Origin of the sequence: Pseudoalteromonas sp. NC201 (genome assembly GCF_002850255.1) — a bacterium.
GTDB lineage: Bacteria > Pseudomonadota > Gammaproteobacteria > Enterobacterales > Alteromonadaceae > Pseudoalteromonas.
Window position 1 is genome coordinate 275,512 of the sequence record NZ_CP022523.1, and the last position, 18,539, is coordinate 294,050.

An 18,539-nucleotide genomic window follows, 5' to 3' on the forward strand; every position below is an offset into this window, starting at 1 on the left:
TATCATTTTATTAGGATTATTTTACAAGAAAGGCTATACGGGAGTAAGCCTAATTTCGATCTAAACTGGCATAAATCAATTTGCGCCTAAAATTAACTCACACTATAGTTGTAATTATCGTTAATTAATCCCTTCTCTATTGCTATTCATGGATTGAGGGCGTATTTTTCTGCAAATATTTAAGGGAAAATCAATTTTTTGTTAGTTTTGGACTTGTCTAATGAGAACCAACCACCCAGTAACCCAAAGAGAAAAAACCTTTCCTCGCGATGTAAAACTCATCTCCGTCACTGATCTGAAAGGAAATATTATTGACTGCAATCAAGCGTTTGTTGATGTTAGTGGATTTTCTCGTGATGAGTTAGTTGGTCAACCTCATAATATAGTACGACATCCAGATATGCCACCTGTGGCGTTTCAAACAATGTGGACGCAGCTTAAAACAGGCAAGCCATGGATGGGGATCGTAAAAAACCGCTGTAAAAATGGTGATCACTACTGGGTAGATGCCTATGTAACGCCAATAACAGAAAATGGCAAAATCATTGGCTATGAGTCGGTTAGAAGCTGCCCAGACAGGGCTACGGTTGAACGGGCAAGTCAACTTTATACAAACGTAAATACTAATAAAGGAAGCAGTTTCGGTCTTCCCAAATTACGCGTGGTTTGGCCAGTCTTTAACATCATCTCATCACTGGCACTTTGGTATTTTGCTTCTGAGTCTGCAGGATTTTTTTGGTTGATGGCAAATATGCTGGCATATTCAGCCTATGCAACTTGGCGCGATAAAGAACAGCTGAGAAGACTAGAATCTGAGTTGGCGCACAGTTTTTGCGATGAGATATCTGAGCAAGTTTATTCGACTTGGGATGGTACTATGGCATCAATCCAAGTCCGCTTAAAGAGCGAAAGGGCACACCTAGATACAATTCTTACGCGTGTTGAACATGCGGCGCAAAACGTATCTAAAGGAGCGCATACGGCGAGTAAAGAAGCGCGAGCCACCTATGCTGATTTACAAAAGCAGCAAACTGAGACTGAGCTTGTTGCCACAGCAATGAATGAAATGACAACAACCATCAACGATGTCTCTAACAGCGTGCAACTGAGTGCTAAAGATGCTCAGAACTCCCTTGATTTGACTTCTCAAACAGAGCAGATCGCTAATAAAACTAAAATTGCTTTTGGTGATTTAAGTAATACCATTGCTGACATCCGCAATTCTGTTGAAGGTGTCTCTAAACAAACTGATAAAATTGCAGCAGCCGCACAAATTATCGAACAAATCGCTGAGCAAACTAATTTGCTAGCACTAAATGCAGCAATTGAAGCTGCGCGAGCTGGTGAGCAAGGTAGGGGCTTTGCAGTAGTTGCTGATGAAGTTAGACATCTAGCACAGCGCACACAAGAGTCGACGAAAGAGATCCATGCAATTATTGAAGAACTAACCAGCAGCACACAAGCGTCAGTAGACATTGCTCAGCAAGGCCAAGAAGAATCGCTTCACGGTATTGATCAGCTGAATCAAAGCACCGATATGCTACAACAAATCACCCAAGCGGTTATCCAAATTAGTGATATGTCGATGCAAATTGCAACTTCGGTTGAGCAACAAGCGGCCGTGTCTGATGACATTAATCAGCAAGTCGTAAACATTGCACAGCTTGCAAACAACAGCCTAGATAGCGCGGACAAAGTGCATCAAGAGAGTAAAGACCTAGAATCGACTGCTAAAGAAATGCACGAGTTGATTGTTCGTTTTAAGCGTAAGTGAGTTTTAGTATAGCGCACTGATTTACTGAAGACTTAAAAGGGCATTCTCGAATGCCCTTTTAAGTCTTAATCTGATCTGTAATTTTTCCTTTTAAGCAACTTGTTATACATGTATCAATTATTAGACTATAGAGTCGTCAACGTTCGTTTAAAAACATCAAAAGCGTCGTAACCTTTCTTGGGAAAAGTCTTTACTAACTAAAGAAGGTGAAGATGCTTTAAGTCGGCAGGCTGGTTCTGAATTAAATAAGTAGTATAATTCTTTACACTTTTTACTTAGAACCATGATTATATATAGGATGAAGATCGATCTGATGACGAAACAAGTAAAGTAGGCGCTGTTATCCAAATGCTTAATAATTCACAAATATCAGCACGGCAACCGACGTAGTTGCTTAATCTACAACAAATCTGGCTCTGAAATAAATGGGCAAGGGTCGGTGTTTTTACTCGAAGTGGTGAGTCATGCATGTAGGGCGACACCCTTGGCTATGTTTACAAAATTTTGGCGAAGTATGACGCTAGTCAGTTTTCACCGTTTAGCACGGCGCGTTTTGTTCCCAGTGTTCAGTTGCACCACTACCGATATTCCGCCTGATATCACTTGGTAGTACATGCGCATTTTTAACTTTTCCTTATTAAGTTGTAACTTAATTAATATCTTCCTTATTTCCAGTTAGTGAATGTATGTTTGAAAACACGCAATAAAATTATTGACTCAATAATGGTAAGTAAACGCATATTTATAGTGTAGTTGAATGGTGATAGAATAAAGTACTTTTTGATTAAAAAATTGACTGGTGTTTTTTATTTTGCTAGGTTATTTCTGCGGTCGATTTGGTCGTAAAAATGGATTAAAAAAGGAAAATAAAATGAATTTAAAATTAAATAAAAAGAAACTCAAACATTTATCAAAAAATCTTGGAGCGTTGCCATCAGAGATGACAAATAATGTCGCCGGTGGCCGATCAAAAGATAACGATGACTTACATACTATCGAAGTATCAGGCTGCGGCCCATGTCTTACAGATGGTACCTGCAACACAGGTGCTTGTGATAGGTATACAAACTAGGAACTAGTATAAGAAAGTTATAAATTTTGGCGTGCTTAACGAGCATTATTCGCGCCAATCTGTAGCCAAAGTTTACTAATCCCTGGACCTTACAGTTGTAAGTTTACCTATATTCCTACTCATAGTAGTGATTCATCTCAGTGTTGTAGCCGATGCTTTTCTCAGAAAAATAGTGGACTATCTTATCTTCGTAAATGAGTTATCGTTTACAGTAGGGCAAATGATGTTGTTAGTCCTTTAAACAAAATTTTTTAGTTTGTTTTTGGTGAAAAGTGAGTTAGCTGGGCGCCTGCTTTATCTTTTCTTATATCTATATCTTGCGTTTTAACCCCGATTTGGCACGCTCTTTAATATTGGTTTGAATATAAATTTGATCTGTTGTTGCGATTTTAGCGTGACCTAAATCTTCAGATAGATGTTTTAGCGGGCGGTGTTGCGCATCATGCGTTGCACCTGTATGTCTTAGCCAGTGTGAAGTTGCGGCTTCGAGTTGCTCTGACTCTTCTGTAAAGCCATCTTCCTTTAGTTTAGCCACTGCTAAGTCAAAACTTTGCTGAACAATACGGCGTAATTGACGAACGTTCATACCGCCTTGGCCCCTTAGTTTATGAACAATTGGGTAGGGCTCATCAACGCGAGGTAGGGCGCTTAACCCCCGGTACTGCCGGTAACGCTTTAAATAACTGATAAAGTCTTCGCTAAGCGTTACATCCCTTAGCTTATTGCCTTTACCCATAATTCTTAGGTACCAAAAGTCATCTTGATCTTGCCAAAAGTGGCTCATTACTGGTGACCAATGAGGGCGGTCAGATAGCTCTGAAATGCGTAAATACAAGCCTTTTAAGCAAGCTAATACGAAAAGATTTCGTTCTAGGTCCGGCTGCTGTTCACTTAAATCACGTGTTACACCAAAAACATATTCCCATTGCAAATCACTCAGCGTATCAGGAAGGTTGATTTGCGATTGAACCACTAAATACGGGCTATTTTTCTTAACCACTGGAACAAAGTTAGCAAATGATTTTTCTTCTAAAATGGCAAACTTGTAAAACACATTGAGCGCGGTAAACATTGCTGCCAACGTTTGCTGGCTAGCGCCGTTTTCTTTGAGAACAAATGGTCGCCAATTTTCGTTAACCTGACGGATACCTTGGTTTTGCTTATAACGCCACTGCACAGAAGTTTGTGTCCATGCGTTATCTGGCTCTACCACAAAATCCACATATGCCTCGATGTCTTCGCGTTTTAGCTCAAACACTGACTTCTCAGCAACCAGCCACGACCATAAATAAAAGCGCTCAAGCTCATTACGAAAGCGGTTAAAAGTTGCTTCAGACTTACGACCGTAAACATACAAAAACTGAAATAGGAACTGTAGTTCGCTATGTACCGGTATTGATTTACCTTGACGAGCCAAGAATTTTTCCAGCTCTGGATATTCATGCCCAAGCGTATCATCTTCAAGATGGGCGATTTGATACCTAAGCTGCTTTAAGGTGTCGACCAATGGTAAAATCATGATAAGTCCGATATTGGTTAGTATTGGACATATTATAGTGACATCTACACATATTATGCAATACTGTGTAGATAAGCCTATAATTTATATTATGTTAAATAAAAGGGTCGCGTCATTTATTTGCAATAAGGGCGCCAAAACGAAAAAAGCGAGGGTTTCCCCTCGCCTTGTCTACAGTCTACTTGTTTCTTAATTTATTCGCAGTAGTTGGCTACGTACGTTAAGTCGTTGATGTGCTCAGGGCCATCCATTACAAAGGTTGCTTCTGCAGTGTTTGGATCTAGTGTGTAGATCTTCGCGTCTTCACCTGAGTTACGGCCAGATACGTATAACGTGCCGTCTGAGCTTACTGCTAAACCCGATGCCCAATTTACACCATGCTCGCCAACGAGATCTAAAGACATGTCGCCTTTATCTAGTGTGTAAAGTGCTTTACCTGTTAGTACGTAAATCACGTTAGTATCTGCTGAATAAGCGATATCACCGTGTGAGAAGTCGTCACCTGCATAGCTTAGCTTTCCAAGTACTGTTTTTGCGCCTGTTTGCATGTCAAACTCATAAAGATAAGTTTTGCTGCTTGCAAGTAATTTAGTACCGTCTGGCGTTACTGCTGAACGGTATAATGGCCATGAAACTGCACTAGCAGCTAAAGTCTGCTCTGCACTATCTAGTGAAACCTTCCAAAGTGATGAAGCTTTAGATGCACTGTCGTTTTGTTCCATAAAGTAAAGTGCACCATTGTGCGCAGCAATGTTTGAAGCTGTATTAGCGACGCCATCAACGTATGCATAGGTACCATTAACCATGTCGAATTTATAAACATAGCTATTGCTGTCTTCACCAAAGTTATTGATGCCATACACGCCTACTTTACAAGTTACTGGAGGCTCTGGAGGTGTAACGTCTTCCTCTTCTGTTACGACTACGTTGTCTAGTAACGCACCATATGAGTCAGAAGTGCCTAACCCCTGAAAGCGTAATTGTGTCGAACTACCAGTTGCTTCAACCGTATACTCGTACTTTGTCCAGCCTCGGGTCGTTGCATTCATCGTCACTAGTGTGTTGTCACCAAACCATGCACGTGCACGATTAGTTGAGTTATTGTTTACCACTCGAGGCGAGTAATAAAAACTCACTTTATACTTTTTTCCAGCAGTTGTTGGGATATTCTGGTAGATTGTATAATTTGCAGTTGAGTCAAGCTCTAGGTATTGATTGCCGTTTTGAGGCACGATAATACCAAGGCTTTGCTTTTGAATTTCGAATCTGGCACCCTCTCTATTCCAACCTTGGAGGTTGTCAAATAACGCCCAATCACCAGAAATATTGCCTGATGTTTCAAACGAGCCGTTAACGACTAAATTGTCGGCAGCACTTGCTGTACCAACAACTGATATTAACGCTAAGGTTGTAAAGTTAAGTTTCATAGCCACTCCAATAAAATAGAGTTAATGTAAATTTTTTGTTTACAATAACATCACTTAATATACTACCATTGTCGTATTTTTTGAGTCAGCGGTCAATGAATAACCGAAAAACCAGATTTTATGGTGTTTTACGTCTTTAAATAGACTTTTTAATTGGTACTTTAGTATTGTTTTCTTGGCGTGGAAAATAGATGTCGAAACCTATCCGTCATTTTGACCGAGACTAGGGTTTCGTATAGCAAGGTCATTAAAGCTAATGGTTAACGGTACATCTAAGAGCGTTTGTTTGGTTGCAGTAATGAAAGTCTAAGTAGTAGTTGTCCTTGGAAGGTGACTGGCCAAGAGCTATCGTATTGTAAAGTAATTCCGCTCCTTTTCGGCCCATTTCGAAGGGGTTTTGGCCAATATTGATTGTTGAAAGTCCCTTTTCCAAAGCTTTAAGTTGCATCTCTTCTGTATCTGCGGAAATGATCACAGCATTGTTATTTTTGATCTTCTCTTTGTATGGTAATACGCGTTCAATATAATTAGAGTGAAATTGAGCGAAGCCAGCGACAGCAATAAAAATCGGGGGATTTTCATAACTTAGCAAGGTCAATAGTTGGCTTATCGCATCTTCGCGTTTACCCATTGTGTAAAGTGGGCATCGTTCGTACTCTTGCCACCCTTGCTTGAGATCATTCTCTGTTTTTGTAAGGTTGTCTATTGTATGTGTAGAGAGTGCATATCTAACGCCATTGATCCTTTTATCCAAATTAGGTGTTGAGTGATGACCTGTTTGAATACAAAACGATTGAAGCGCGGCCTTTTTATAAGGTTTAGCGGCTTCTCCAAGTGCAACACCAAATGCAAAGTTATCGGTTCCTACATAGGCGAGACGGTAATCTTTATGCTCTGTTAAAAGGTCAGAGTCAAAAGTGATCACTGGTATCTTCAATTGCTTTGCCTTTTTGAGTGAACGTGACACGAGATAGTTTGAATCGGTAGTTGATATTAATAACCCGTCTACCTTTTTACTCAATAGTTCATTAATGATTAGGCTTTGCGTTCTAAAATCTTGATAGTCGTCTGCACCATCGTAGATACACTCTACATTTGGATGTTGTTTCGCAAAGTCTACACACCCTTTATACGATTGTTCATAAAAGGTGTCATTTTTAGTTTTGCCTACAACCGCGATGGTTATTTCCGCTTGAGTACTTTGGCTCAGTATCGCAAACAATATTAGCCCAAATACCAAGGTACAACGGGAGAATAGATTTTCCTTTAACTTCATGTTTAGAGTGAAATAATTTTCTTAAACTACTGCAAGCATAACGTAGATTTTTAGTAACGCAAATGAGGACAGCATTCCATCTGGCGCTCACTAGTGCATCGCAGCATTTTTCAATACAAATTGATGAGCATCCATATAGCTTTTAATAGCACTTTGCGCAATTCGTATCGTCGCGGGTACATCAGTACTACCTTTATGAATGCAAAATACCTCCACTTTTTCCAGCTCGAATTCGGGATCTACTCGCTCCAGGTTATGATTATTAAATGCGATGATTTCTGGCACTAATCCAATACCCAAACCGCTTTCAATGAGCCCTATTGTATCGCTAACGGAATTGGTTTTGTGATGTGCTTTGAATGAAAGCTGTTTAACGATATTTTGTGTTGTATGTATAAATTCATAATTTGTGACTTTGCTTTCCCAAGAGTTTGCAATGTAAGGAGCGGTTGTGTCGTTAAATTCACTGTCCTTTGCTTTATATAGCACGTCTCTAAATGAACCAATATATTGTTGTGATTGCTCCACATCTGTGCTTTTACCCACTCTAACAGCAAGATCTATCCCCCGCTCCACTAGATTGAGATGGCGATCTTCATTAATTAAATTCAGGCGGATTTTAGGGTGCGTTTTAATCAGCTTACATAGTGCAGGTGCAACGATGGTTTGCATCAAAGCATAGGATGTTGTCACTGTTAACTGCCCTGCCAGTACTGATTGCTTAGATCTTGCTTTCTCCCAAGCTAACTCTGATAAATGGCTGATTTCAAGGCAGTACGCATAGAAGTCTTTACCAACGTTGGTCAATGATTGGCTTCGTGTGTTTCTATATAGTAGTGGTGTTCCTATCTCTTCTTCTAGTTTCTTGAGATGTTGGCTGATCACTGATTTAGACAAAGATAACTTCTCCGCGGCTTTGGTCAGTGATCCTGACTCTACCACCCCCTTAAATATCATCATTCTTCTTAGTTTGTTCATTTAACTTCTCTTTTCACATTACTTTATAAGATAAAGACCGCCGCACTCAAATAAAATTACATAAATATTACATAAATTAAACATTTATTTTTAACAGTTATAAATGAAATATGTGTTTTGGTCTATACCAAATTCAGTGTTATTTCCCCTGCCTAGCTAAAAGTGGTTATTGATAATTTCCTTAATCGTTTTAGGTTTAACCTTGTTTGAATTTTTAAGTCATTTATATAACTTAAAGTGGCTGTACTAACGGGTAGTTACTTTGATTTTTCTGGCCAAGATCAGATAGCTGTCAATAGATTGAATTTATTTCTTCAACAAAGAACACGCGTGTCATTTATAGCGGCAGAAACATTGAGTTCGATTTTATGAAACAGTTTAATTAAGGTTGAATTTTGAGCGAAAGTGGCTATAAAAATAAGCTGTTAACTATCTGTTTGTAACAAAACTCCCTACATCTATAGCTATGGATGGCCAGGTTATAGCTCGTTTTTGTTAACTTTCATTTACTTAATTTGTTGTTTTGTAGATTGTATACCATGCTGTTTGGTGTTATTGAAAATGCAACTAATTTCCTCAATTTGTTAGAAAGTGTAGAAGTTCTTCCATTCTCATTGTCCCTATATAAATAATATTAAAAGTACATTTGGTTAACATTTTAACTACATGCACTTTTATCTTCAGTTGCACCTTTTAAACCAGAATAGGTCTAGTGCAACTTAACAGTTAGAACACCGATTGATTAAGGAATATGAAAGATGAAATCAATTAAGTTAAAGAAAAGCGCAATTGCTATCGTAACGTCACTCCAATTATTTGGGCTTAGTCAGCTCGCAACTGCGAATACCGACGTCCCAGAAATCTCACCAATTATGTACGATACACTTCAAGGTGATATTGAAGGTGCACCTTTGTTTGTAGATGTTGGTTCAGATGATTTTCTATTAACACAGGAGCAATGGCACACAATTCAAGTGTTCGCTCAAGCTGCTGTTGGGTTACCAAACAACGAGTCTGCATTTAGAAGTTCAACGCGCTACCCTGACAACACGCCTTTGAATAAACACTATAAAGCGTTAATGGAAACGTTTGGAGAAATCAACGCATCTGGTCAAAACTGGAATCACAATATCTACCCTAGCGTTATTGATTTAGCGACAAAACTTGCTAACTACTCAGACACTCATGCACTGTTAATTAACCCGTTTATCAGCCAATTAACCAACTTACATAACGCTTCACTTACGGGGGATATGCAAGCTGCTGAGCAGAGTCGCCAAGCCGCAATTTCATTTCTCAATACTTTTATGAGTTTTATTGACTCAAACCTGAATAAAACAGAAGAAGTGGTGAATGAACTTATTAGTTTTCAGGGGGGATTGACTACGCATACAGGGGAATTGGAAACGCTTGAGAGTACATTTGCTGATATCTTGAATAAAGATCAGCCTGCGAATATTCGCGAAAAAATTAGTACCTTGCAAAATCGCCTAAACAGTCTTAACAACGAAAAAGACACTAAGTTGAAGATAGTTGCAGGCCTCTCTGCTGGAGGACCTTTAGTGTTGTTAATCGGCGGTTCAGTACTTGGCAGCCAAGTCGAAGAGCTCAAAGACGAAATAGATAAGGTTCAAGCAAAAATTGATAGTTCAAACAAAGACCTAGCACATTCAGTGAGCCTGGCCGCATCTTACGAGATTGCAAAAGGTCAAGTAGATGGCATGAATGATAAGATCCTCAAAGCAATCGATAATGTGCGCTTAGTGCAAGTGCATTGGCAGTCTCTACTAGGAGATATGCGGTCACTTAAAGAAGTCTTAGAGCAACTAGACAGTGAAAATGCACTTCGAAATGCTAATGTTGTGGTAGCTGGTATTGTTTCATCTCCGCTTGCTAGCAGCGCAACAAACTCGTGGAAAGACATTTCAGACAAAGCGAGAGCATTTTTGCAAAATGCTTATCTACCTATCTCTGAGCAGTAATCAAATACAACATGCATTCCTTCCTTATTGCTATAAGGAATATATCACCGTACCTGAGCTAAATATGCTCAGGTACATAAGGAGTTACTATGAAACCAACTTTACTCAGCCTGTTGATTGGCTGCGCTTTTTCGAGCCAAGCTGCGACTTGGAATGAGCTATATAATCTTGAGCTAAGTCAAAACCTACCGAGCGTTACGACTTCAAATCAACAACAGATAGACACACAAAATTATTTGGTCTCGGCCTTACATGTCAATTTGAATGACGTGCTTACTAGTGCAAGAGATCATAATACTATCGTCATTGCTGCTGACACGGTAGAAATCGACCGAAACATGATTTTCGATGCGCCAAACAAACGAATTTTTATCGTCGCACGTAAAATAATGGGTAATGGTACGGTGAGTATCAATTTAGATACCCAAAATGCTCAAGCATCAACATTGGTATTTATGGCTGATAAAGTTGAGGCTAATATCAATATAATCACAGCTCATTCGCCAAGCGATGGTGAAATTGAACGCTTTAGTATTGCTCCAGACTCATTTGGTACGCTATATCAAGTTATACAAGGCAATAAGTTCGCAACGCCTATTTCGCCAGCGTTAACGTCGCTCATCTCTGTGCATAAAGAGTACTTTTTAGATGCATTTGAAAAGTCATTCGATATGGCGGCTTCTATCTATGATCAAAATCCAGCGTTAAGTATTGAGATGTTGAGCTGGCCTGAAGTTATTTTAAACGCAGCTCATGATGTTAGAGAATCTTCCGTTCAAGCAAAGAATTTTTACTTGCAGCTTGCTAACTTTAAACAGTTTTTGTCGTACGCAACACTTAACAAAAACTATGTGCCTAGCCTATCCCGCGACTTTTATGAGTTAACGATTAAAGCATATATTGACGCGATGGAAGCATATCAGGATAGCTACGATAATTTTCAGAAACAAGGCCGAAGTTTAGAAAACAAGCGCCAAGATCTCACTTTGATGCAGGATAACCTATTCGACGTTGCATCTGCTGAGCAACGAATTATCTCTCGCTCTGTAGAGCAACTGACGAGCTTGGTAAAAACACTTGATCAACAAAAAGCATCATTCAGCGGACAAGAAAATAATGTCTTCTATTCAGGGGTCGAGTTTCAACAAGGAATTTTGGACTACAAACTAGATAAAATCACTGAAATTGGGCTTAAAGTACTTGAAACCGTAATTAGTGCGGGCACTGCATTTGCGGGCGCTGCGGGGGGAGATACCAGTGGCTTGAAAGACTTAGTTGCGAGCTTGCCCGCCACAATCCAAGAGATCAATGAGTTAAAAACCAAAATTGATGATATCGCGTCATTAATGGATAAAGTACAAACGGTTAGCGGCCAGTTAAACGTGTTATCACAAAAAACCGCTGATCCGTTTTCTAGTAGTGAGCTTGCACAAGAGTTCAATCGCCTTAATTCACTCATTCCGACCAAAGAAGAGGCAAATCGAATTTGGGACGAATTTTTAATAACTGCTAAGGCACAAATGAAAAAGGCCATAGATGAAGACATTGATGGTGCAAGTGACTACCTTGTTGCTATCGAAAAGTTGATTAATCATGGTAAGGCAATAGTTGCTGTAGAGATTGATATTGCCCAGGAGCAATCTAGACAGATAGATTTGCGCATCACCGCTGATGCAAAACTTAAACAGATCAATCGTATAGATGCATTTTTACAAAATAATCAAAACAGTCTAGATGAAATTCAGGACATGGAGGAACAGCTATTCCGGACTTTGAATAATCTAAAACGGCCGATATTTGTTGCACTAACAAACTATCAGGCGGCATTTAGCTACTGGTCTCTTGATGACACCATAGTGACACCAAGCCTTAATCAAAGTTATCAAGAATACCGTCACGACTTAGCTTTACTACGTGAACAAGAGGCCGCGTCATTATTGCGTTTTAACCCTCGACCTCAAGATTTTATGCTCACCATAGAAGAGTTAGATGCGCCGCAGCAATTGCTGGATTTTGCGCAAGATGGTGAAATGAGTTTTACGCTGTCGTTGGAAGATATTGATTTTTCCCAGTTTGATCGAGTTAGATTAGACGAGGTCAATGTTGTACTAGAAGGTTCGGGGTTAAATGAGAACCAGCGCTATGATATCGAAGTAAGATCTAGTGGTTCATATCAAGATAGGTTTAAAGGGCAATCCTATCAATTTAGTGCAGGGTCGTTATACCGATTGGTAAGTTACGAGCTGTTAGATAGTGAAACGACGCGCATAGATCCAATCACCAGTGGTGCAATCGCAAACGATTATGCGATTAATTACTTTAAACCAACTCCGTTTACCACTTGGTCAATTAAGCTGAAAAATCCACAGCTTTATGACTTAAGTAAAGTGACGAATATCAAAGTGTCGTTTAAAGGAAATGCGATCCCCAAACAATAGTGTAGCACTTGCACTTTAGCTTAGTAGGAGCCACTTCAGGTGGCGATCTTTAATAAAAGCTCGCAGGATTAACCTGCTCCTATTTTAGTGTGGCTTGAATATTTGCTAAACAAGATTGCCTTTCGTAGGAGCCACTTCACGTGGCGATCTTTTAACAAAAGCTCGCAGGATTAACCTGCTCCTACTCTGGTGAGGCTTGAATATTTGCTAAATAAGATTGCCTTTCGTAGGAGCCACTTCAGGTGGCGATCTTTAACAAAAGCTCGTAGGATTAACCTGCTCCTATTTTTGTGTGGCTTGAATATTTGCTAAACCAGATTGCTTTTTTCGTAGGAGCCACTTCACGTGGCGATCTTTTAGCAAAATTCCTCCGGATGAGCCGCCACCTACTCTACAACTTGAGCCTTCAATAAAGATCTGTTATCTAGATAGCCACTAAAACGGGTTGCTAATAAGGCTGCAGCGCTGATAAGTGCCCCTACCCAAGCGGTGTCCTGCAGCGACATATTTTCAACAATTTGGCCACCTAAGACAGAACCGAGCGCAATTCCAACGTTGAAGGCAGCGATATTCAACCCCGATGCGACATCCACCGTTTTTGGACTAAACTTTTCGGCTAGCTGTACAACATAGACCTGAAGACCAGGTACATTTCCAAAAGCAAATGCTCCCCACACTAGTACTGTGATCACCACGCCGATTTTCGACTGCATGGTAAATGTCAACACAGCCAAAATGACCGAGAGTAACGCGAAGATGATGGTCAGAGCGCTTATCGGCCCTTTTTTATCTGCTAATTTGCCGCCATAGATATTGCCAACTGCAACAGATACACCATAAACCAGCATAATAATACTGACTGTAGCGGCGTTAAAACCAGCTTCCTGTTGTAAAATTGGCGCAAGATAGGTGAATGCTGTAAAGGTTCCACCGTAGCCGAGTATGGTCATAAGATAGACGAGCAGTAATCTGGGTTGCAATAATACTTTTGCCTGCTCAGATAGACTGGCAGATGCGCTTTGCTTTAGGTTCTTTGGAATTAATAATGCACTTCCCAAGAGAGCGATAACACCTAAAGCAGAAACTACTAGAAAAGTGGCTCGCCAGCCAAACTGTTGGCCAATCCAAGTACCCAAGGGGACACCTGTTACGAGCGCAACGGTCAGTCCCGTGAACATAATGGCGATGGCACTTGCCTCTTTGTCTTTTGAGACCAAGCTAGTTGCAATCGTAGAGCCAATCGAGAAGAACACACCATGAGCGAGTCCTGTCATGATCCTCGCTAAAATGAGGCTTTCATAACTTGGCGCTTGCCACGCAAGCAGATTGCCAAAAACAAATAGTGCCATCAAACTAAGTAATACAGATTTCCTATTCCATCGCCCTGTCAGTGCGGTTAAAACGGGCGCACCAACAGCAACGCCAATGGCATATAAACTCACCAGTAAACCTGCACTTGGCAGCGAAACTGATAAATCGGAAGCAATGGTCGGTACTAAACCAACAATGACAAATTCGGTGGTACCAATGGCAAATGCGCTTAATGTCAGCGCCAGTAATGCAAGCGGCATAAATAACCCTTTTAACATGATAAGCAATAAGTTGGTGTAGTGTGAAAGCTTTTTTATTTGCAAAAAATAGCGAAAATGACAAAATACTTTTGTAGAAAATGAAAAGGAATACACATGACCGTTAGCTCAAAAACCGAAGATCTAGAAGCTTTTATCTGTGTTGTCGATACTGGGAGTTTTTCCGCTGCAGCAAATCTGATGGACGAACAAGTTGCAAAGGTCTCAAGAGCAGTAACTCGACTGGAAAAGTCCCTGCGTGTAACCCTATTCAATCGAACGACTCGACGGATAGAGCTAACCGAAGAAGGAGAGCTATTTTTACGCTATGCGCGGCAGGCACTCAATACCATTGAGCAAGGTGAAGAGGCGTTAAAGCTGTTACGATTTTCGCCAGCTGGTAAATTAAGAGTGGATGCTGCAAGTCCTTTCGTTTTTCACCAGCTTACGCCTATATTAAAAGGTTTTAATGAGGCCTTTCCCGATATTACTTTGGAAATAACAAGTCATGACAGCATCATCGATTTGCTGGAGCATAAAACCGATATCGCAATACGAATTGGTGACTTGGCTGACTCTAATCTTCATGCTCGTTTGTTAGGTCGCAGTAAACTTCATCTTGTAGCAAGCCCTGACTATTTAAGTAAATTTGTAGGTAATGAACCACTGATTGATCTTCCACATCATAACTTGATAGGTTTTACCGATGCCCCACATCTCAACGTCTGGCCTTTACAAAATCCGCAACAGCTCAAGTTTTCTATTAGCGCATCCAGTGGCGAGACCGTGAGGCAATTATGTATTGCTGGCCATGGCATTGCACTGCTATCTAACTTTATGGTGAGGCAAGATATAAAAGCCGGAAGACTTGTTGAAGTTTTTACCGAGCAAATTATTTCGCCAAATCGCAGAGAAGCAGTACAAGCCGTGTATTATCAAAATAGTGGTGTATCCTCTCGGATTTCGGCATTTCTAGACTACATTGCGCCTAGGCTCACGCTATAGTTTTTTCATTTTTTACAAATATATTTTGTATTTATTGCTGTTAATGAAAATATTTTAAATCGTTAAGCTTCTCATAGTGAAAATAAACATTGAGGAGGCCAAATGGCTGATTTATTTGAGTCGATTAACTTAGCAGGTAAAACACTGAGCAATCGTATAGTGATGCCGCCTATGACCCGCTCGCGGGCAAGTCAACCCGGGGATACCCCTAACAGTTTGATGGCAACCTATTACGCACAACGTGCAACGGCTGGTTTAATTATTAGTGAAGGGACACAAATATCGCAACTCGGTAAGGGGTATGCTTGGACACCGGGGATCTATTCAGACGCCCAAGTTGCTGGCTGGAAACAAGTCACAAAACAAGTGCATGATGCAGGCGGTGTTATGTTTGCGCAGCTTTGGCATGTTGGGCGAGTATCGCACCAAAGTAATACCGCTGGGCTTCAGCCGATTTCAGCTTCAGCAATTCAAGCTCAGGGTGTGAAAGTTTTCATCGATGAAAATGACTCCCCTGATTTTATTCAAGCTCAAACACCTAGAGCAATGACCCAAGCAGACATCAATAATGTTATTAACGAATATCGACACGCTGCACGTAACGCGATGCAAGCAGGATTTGATGGAATTGAACTGCATGCAGCGAATGGTTATTTGATTAATCAATTTTTAGACTCTCACTCAAATCAAAGGACTGATGGCTATGGTGGCTCTGTTGATAACCGCATTCGCTTTTTGCGTGAGGTCGTGACGGCGGTGAGTGAAGAAATTGGCAGTGACAAAGTGGGTGTTAGACTTGCGCCGCTTACTACCTTAAATGGTACAGTAGATGAAAACCCTGAGCAGACATACCTCGCGGCAATTAAACAGCTAACTGCGCTCAACGTATGCTATGTACACATCGCAGAAGCGGATTGGGAAGACGCGCCAGATATGCCTCTGAATTTTAAATACGCAATTAGAGAGGCATTTAATGGCGTATTAATCTATGCCGGAAAGTATACGAAAGGGCGCGCCCAACAAGCTCTAAATGAAGGTTGGGTTGATATGATTGGATTTGGTCGTCCTTTTGTCTCTAATCCTGATTTGCCCTACAGACTGGCAAATGATTTGTACTTAAACGAACATCAGTCTGAGACATTATTTGGTGGAGGTGAACAAGGTTATACTGATTATCAAATTCACGCCTCAAATCCAATTAACGTAAAATAGGCTAAAAGTTAGCTTTCAATCTGCGTATGAATTATTTAATGCGTACGCAGCCCCAATAATGACCATTTTAAGGTGAGCACAATGTAGCTAACTTTTGTGCTTGTTTCTCCCGAATTACCGCTAATGATAGTTCATGTAAATGTATATAGATTGGAGTTTGGTCTAAAAATAGATAATAATGTTGGCAAATTAAAGGAACTTAATACACTATACTTCAGAAAATGAAAAATATAATTCTATTTGCCACTGCACTGCTCTGCACCATCTCTGCTAACGCCCAGTTACCCGTAGAGAGTTACGCACAACTACCTAATATGAGTAAAGTTTCACTCTCACCCAGTGGTAAGGCCGTTGCGTATTTACAAAATTATGAAGGAAACCTTGTTCTTACTGTTCATGACCTAAAAACGCATAAAAAAAATTATATCCTGCAAACTGATAATAAAACGATAGCACTTGGTTGGTACGATTGGGCCAGTGATGACATGCTCTTATTTGGTGCGAATTACACCAAAGTGCAGCGAGGTGTAAAATACACCTCATCTCGTTTATTTAAATTTGATTTAAAAAATCCTACGGATGAATTAGTTCAAATCAACCGTGCTTATCGCTATGAAATTTCGGCACAATTTCAAGATGACGTGATTAGCATACTGCCAGAACAACCAAACAAGATATTGGTTCAAACTGACTTTGATATGGCAAACAAGCCGAGCGTTTATATCTTAGATATAGCTAAAGATAGACGCGAGAAAGTTGTTCGAGCAAGAAGAAAAATATCTAGCTGGATAGCCGATCAACAAGGCAATGTAAGAATGGGTTATGGGTTTGAAGGGATCACGGCCTATTATATGCTCTATGATAATGAGACGAAGGATTTAACCGATTTCTATACCTTTCAGGCTCGTGGCCCGGAAGCTATCCATATTCTTGGATTTGATAAAGACCCAAATATTATTTACCTCACCGCACTTCATAATGGTAAAAATGCGCTGTTTAAAGCAGACATTACTAAACGCCCGCTTTTACCTCAGCTTATTTTCTCCGATCCAGACTATGATTTTGATGGCAGTATCATTTATTCGCACGACGGCAGAGCCATAGGCTTCAGCCATTCCAACCTTGATAACTCGAGAATTTACTGGGACGAAGACCGCAAACGCCTTCAACGCTCACTTAAAGCGGCATTACCAAACTACGACACCGTTGTTATAAGTATGAGCACGGATAATAAAAAATACATAGCGTACGGCGATTCAGACCAAGACTCCGGTACATATCTGATTGGTGACAGAGAAACCAGCTCTTTGGCAGGGTTAGGACGTTTATATCCGGATATTACCGGTGACAATTATTTGGGCAAACAAAGGGTATCGTTTAAAGCGCGTGACGGCCTAGAAATTGAGGGTTACTTAACCCTACCTAAAGCATTCGATGCGGCTGCTCCAACAATCATCTTTCCACACGGTGGACCATACTCTCGCGACTACGCTGGCTTTGATTACTGGTCTGAACTATTGGCAAGCAGAGGCTTTGTGGTTTTCCAACCTAACTTTAGAGGCTCTTTTGGTTATGGTTTTGACTTCTTTAATGAAGCAAATCAAGGTTGGGGAGGAAAGATGCAAGATGACTTACAAGATGCGGCAAACTGGTTGATTGCAGAAAAGTATGCACTCAAAAATAAAATTTGTATAGGTGGTGCAAGTTACGGCGGCTATGCGGCACTAATGGCTGTGGTAAAACATCCTGAAACGTTTCAATGTGCAGCAAGTTTTGCCGGTGTTACAGACTTAGAATCGATAGTCAGTCGTGCGCGCTTTTTCACAAACAAAGAGCTTGTTCGTGACCAATTTGGACAAGATATGGATAAACTTAAAGCACAATCTCCTGTTAACTACGCTAAGCAGATTAACCGTCCCGTGTTACTTATTCATGGTGATGACGATAAAGTCGTGCCTGTGAATCATAGTCGTGACATGGCAGATGAACTTGAAGATCATGACAAGAAGTTCAAATATATAGAGCTCGAGGATGGCAACCACCATCTGAGTTATCAAGCACATAGAGTGAAGACGCTTACTGAGTTTTTAGCTTTTTTCGAAAAACATCTTAAGTAACCTGAGGTTTGGATAAGGAATGTTCCAACTTATTGTTGCTAAGCCACAACTTAGTTTTTTCCTTGTCTAGCCAGCAAGTTTTAAGGAAAACACCGCTTCCGCGTCCTGCTCTCGCTAAGGTACCTACATCCTGTAGGCAAGGCGAATTTACGCACCAATAGCTGGCTATTG

12 protein-coding genes are annotated in these 18,539 nt (G+C 40.4%); 7 read left to right on the forward strand and 5 right to left on the reverse strand.

All coding sequences use genetic code 11. From position 1 onward, the window contains the following. The first annotated feature begins 220 nt into the window (after nt 1–220). Entirely contained in the window at nt 221–1,774 is a 1,554-nt protein-coding gene (locus PNC201_RS19170) for a methyl-accepting chemotaxis protein (protein WP_102058050.1), read from the forward strand. Nucleotides 1,775–2,645: 871 nt separating this feature from the next. Next, entirely contained in the window at nt 2,646–2,846 is a 201-nt protein-coding gene (locus PNC201_RS19175; RefSeq protein ID WP_102058051.1) for a hypothetical protein, read from the forward strand. Between the two features lie 310 nt (nt 2,847–3,156). Here PNC201_RS19175 and PNC201_RS19180 read toward each other — a convergent pair whose 3' ends face one another. From PNC201_RS19180 to PNC201_RS19200, 4 genes are all read right to left on the reverse strand, one after another. Then, entirely contained in the window at nt 3,157–4,365 is a 1,209-nt protein-coding gene (locus PNC201_RS19180) for a tyrosine-type recombinase/integrase (protein ID WP_102058052.1), read from the reverse strand. A gap of 194 nt (nt 4,366–4,559) precedes the next feature. After that, the gene (locus PNC201_RS19190) at nt 4,560–5,792 is read right to left on the reverse strand and encodes a DUF642 domain-containing protein (RefSeq protein WP_102058054.1); all 1,233 of its coding nucleotides are present in this window, start codon (nt 5,790–5,792) and stop codon (nt 4,560–4,562) included. A gap of 253 nt (nt 5,793–6,045) precedes the next feature. Beyond that, the gene (locus PNC201_RS19195) at nt 6,046–7,032 is read right to left on the reverse strand and encodes a substrate-binding domain-containing protein (protein ID WP_102058055.1); all 987 of its coding nucleotides are present in this window, start codon (nt 7,030–7,032) and stop codon (nt 6,046–6,048) included. Between the two features lie 126 nt (nt 7,033–7,158). Beyond that, nucleotides 7,159–8,046: a LysR family transcriptional regulator gene (locus PNC201_RS19200; RefSeq protein ID WP_102058056.1), complete on the reverse strand. Its 888-nt coding sequence runs from the start codon at nt 8,044–8,046 to the stop codon at nt 7,159–7,161. 758 nt (nt 8,047–8,804) lie between these two features. Between PNC201_RS19200 and PNC201_RS19205 the strand changes: the two genes are divergently transcribed. Then, on the forward strand, nt 8,805–10,028 hold the full coding sequence (locus tag PNC201_RS19205; protein WP_102058057.1) for an alpha-xenorhabdolysin family binary toxin subunit A: 1,224 nt from the start codon (nt 8,805–8,807) through the stop codon (nt 10,026–10,028). Nucleotides 10,029–10,117: 89 nt separating this feature from the next. Further along, nucleotides 10,118–12,466, forward strand: coding sequence for a hypothetical protein (locus tag PNC201_RS19210; protein WP_102058058.1), 2,349 nt, complete (start codon nt 10,118–10,120; stop codon nt 12,464–12,466). Between the two features lie 386 nt (nt 12,467–12,852). On the opposite strand, the gene PNC201_RS19215 is transcribed toward PNC201_RS19210, so the two are convergent. Then, the gene (locus PNC201_RS19215; protein WP_102058612.1) at nt 12,853–14,037 is read right to left on the reverse strand and encodes an MFS transporter; all 1,185 of its coding nucleotides are present in this window, start codon (nt 14,035–14,037) and stop codon (nt 12,853–12,855) included. 114 nt (nt 14,038–14,151) lie between these two features. Here PNC201_RS19215 and PNC201_RS19220 point away from each other — a divergent pair, with 114 nt between their 5' ends. The 3 genes from PNC201_RS19220 (at nt 14,152) to PNC201_RS19230 (ending at nt 18,368) form a co-directional block, all read left to right on the forward strand. Next, the gene (locus PNC201_RS19220; RefSeq protein WP_102058059.1) at nt 14,152–15,039 is read left to right on the forward strand and encodes a LysR substrate-binding domain-containing protein; all 888 of its coding nucleotides are present in this window, start codon (nt 14,152–14,154) and stop codon (nt 15,037–15,039) included. A 102-nt stretch (nt 15,040–15,141) separates the two neighbouring features. Further along, complete coding sequence (locus PNC201_RS19225; protein WP_102058060.1) at nt 15,142–16,251, forward strand: alkene reductase; 1,110 nt, start codon at nt 15,142–15,144, stop codon at nt 16,249–16,251. Nucleotides 16,252–16,472: 221 nt separating this feature from the next. Beyond that, entirely contained in the window at nt 16,473–18,368 is a 1,896-nt protein-coding gene (locus PNC201_RS19230) for an alpha/beta hydrolase family protein (RefSeq protein WP_102058061.1), read from the forward strand. Nucleotides 18,369–18,539 lie beyond the last annotated feature (171 nt).

What these genes read in the sequence shown, in the direction of transcription:
- PNC201_RS19170 (WP_102058050.1), top strand. Translation starts at nt 221, where the DNA reads ATGAGAACCAACCACCCAGTAACCCAAAGAGAAAAAACCTTTCCTCGC.
- PNC201_RS19175 (WP_102058051.1), top strand. Translation starts at nt 2,646, where the DNA reads ATGAATTTAAAATTAAATAAAAAGAAACTCAAACATTTATCAAAAAAT.
- PNC201_RS19180 (WP_102058052.1), bottom strand. Translation starts at nt 4,365, where the DNA reads ATGATTTTACCATTGGTCGACACCTTAAAGCAGCTTAGGTATCAAATC.
- PNC201_RS19190 (WP_102058054.1), bottom strand. Translation starts at nt 5,792, where the DNA reads ATGAAACTTAACTTTACAACCTTAGCGTTAATATCAGTTGTTGGTACA.
- PNC201_RS19200 (WP_102058056.1), bottom strand. Translation starts at nt 8,046, where the DNA reads ATGAACAAACTAAGAAGAATGATGATATTTAAGGGGGTGGTAGAGTCA.
- PNC201_RS19205 (WP_102058057.1), top strand. Translation starts at nt 8,805, where the DNA reads ATGAAATCAATTAAGTTAAAGAAAAGCGCAATTGCTATCGTAACGTCA.
- PNC201_RS19210 (WP_102058058.1), top strand. Translation starts at nt 10,118, where the DNA reads ATGAAACCAACTTTACTCAGCCTGTTGATTGGCTGCGCTTTTTCGAGC.
- PNC201_RS19215 (WP_102058612.1), bottom strand. Translation starts at nt 14,037, where the DNA reads ATGCCGCTTGCATTACTGGCGCTGACATTAAGCGCATTTGCCATTGGT.
- PNC201_RS19220 (WP_102058059.1), top strand. Translation starts at nt 14,152, where the DNA reads ATGACCGTTAGCTCAAAAACCGAAGATCTAGAAGCTTTTATCTGTGTT.
- PNC201_RS19225 (WP_102058060.1), top strand. Translation starts at nt 15,142, where the DNA reads ATGGCTGATTTATTTGAGTCGATTAACTTAGCAGGTAAAACACTGAGC.
- PNC201_RS19230 (WP_102058061.1), top strand. Translation starts at nt 16,473, where the DNA reads ATGAAAAATATAATTCTATTTGCCACTGCACTGCTCTGCACCATCTCT.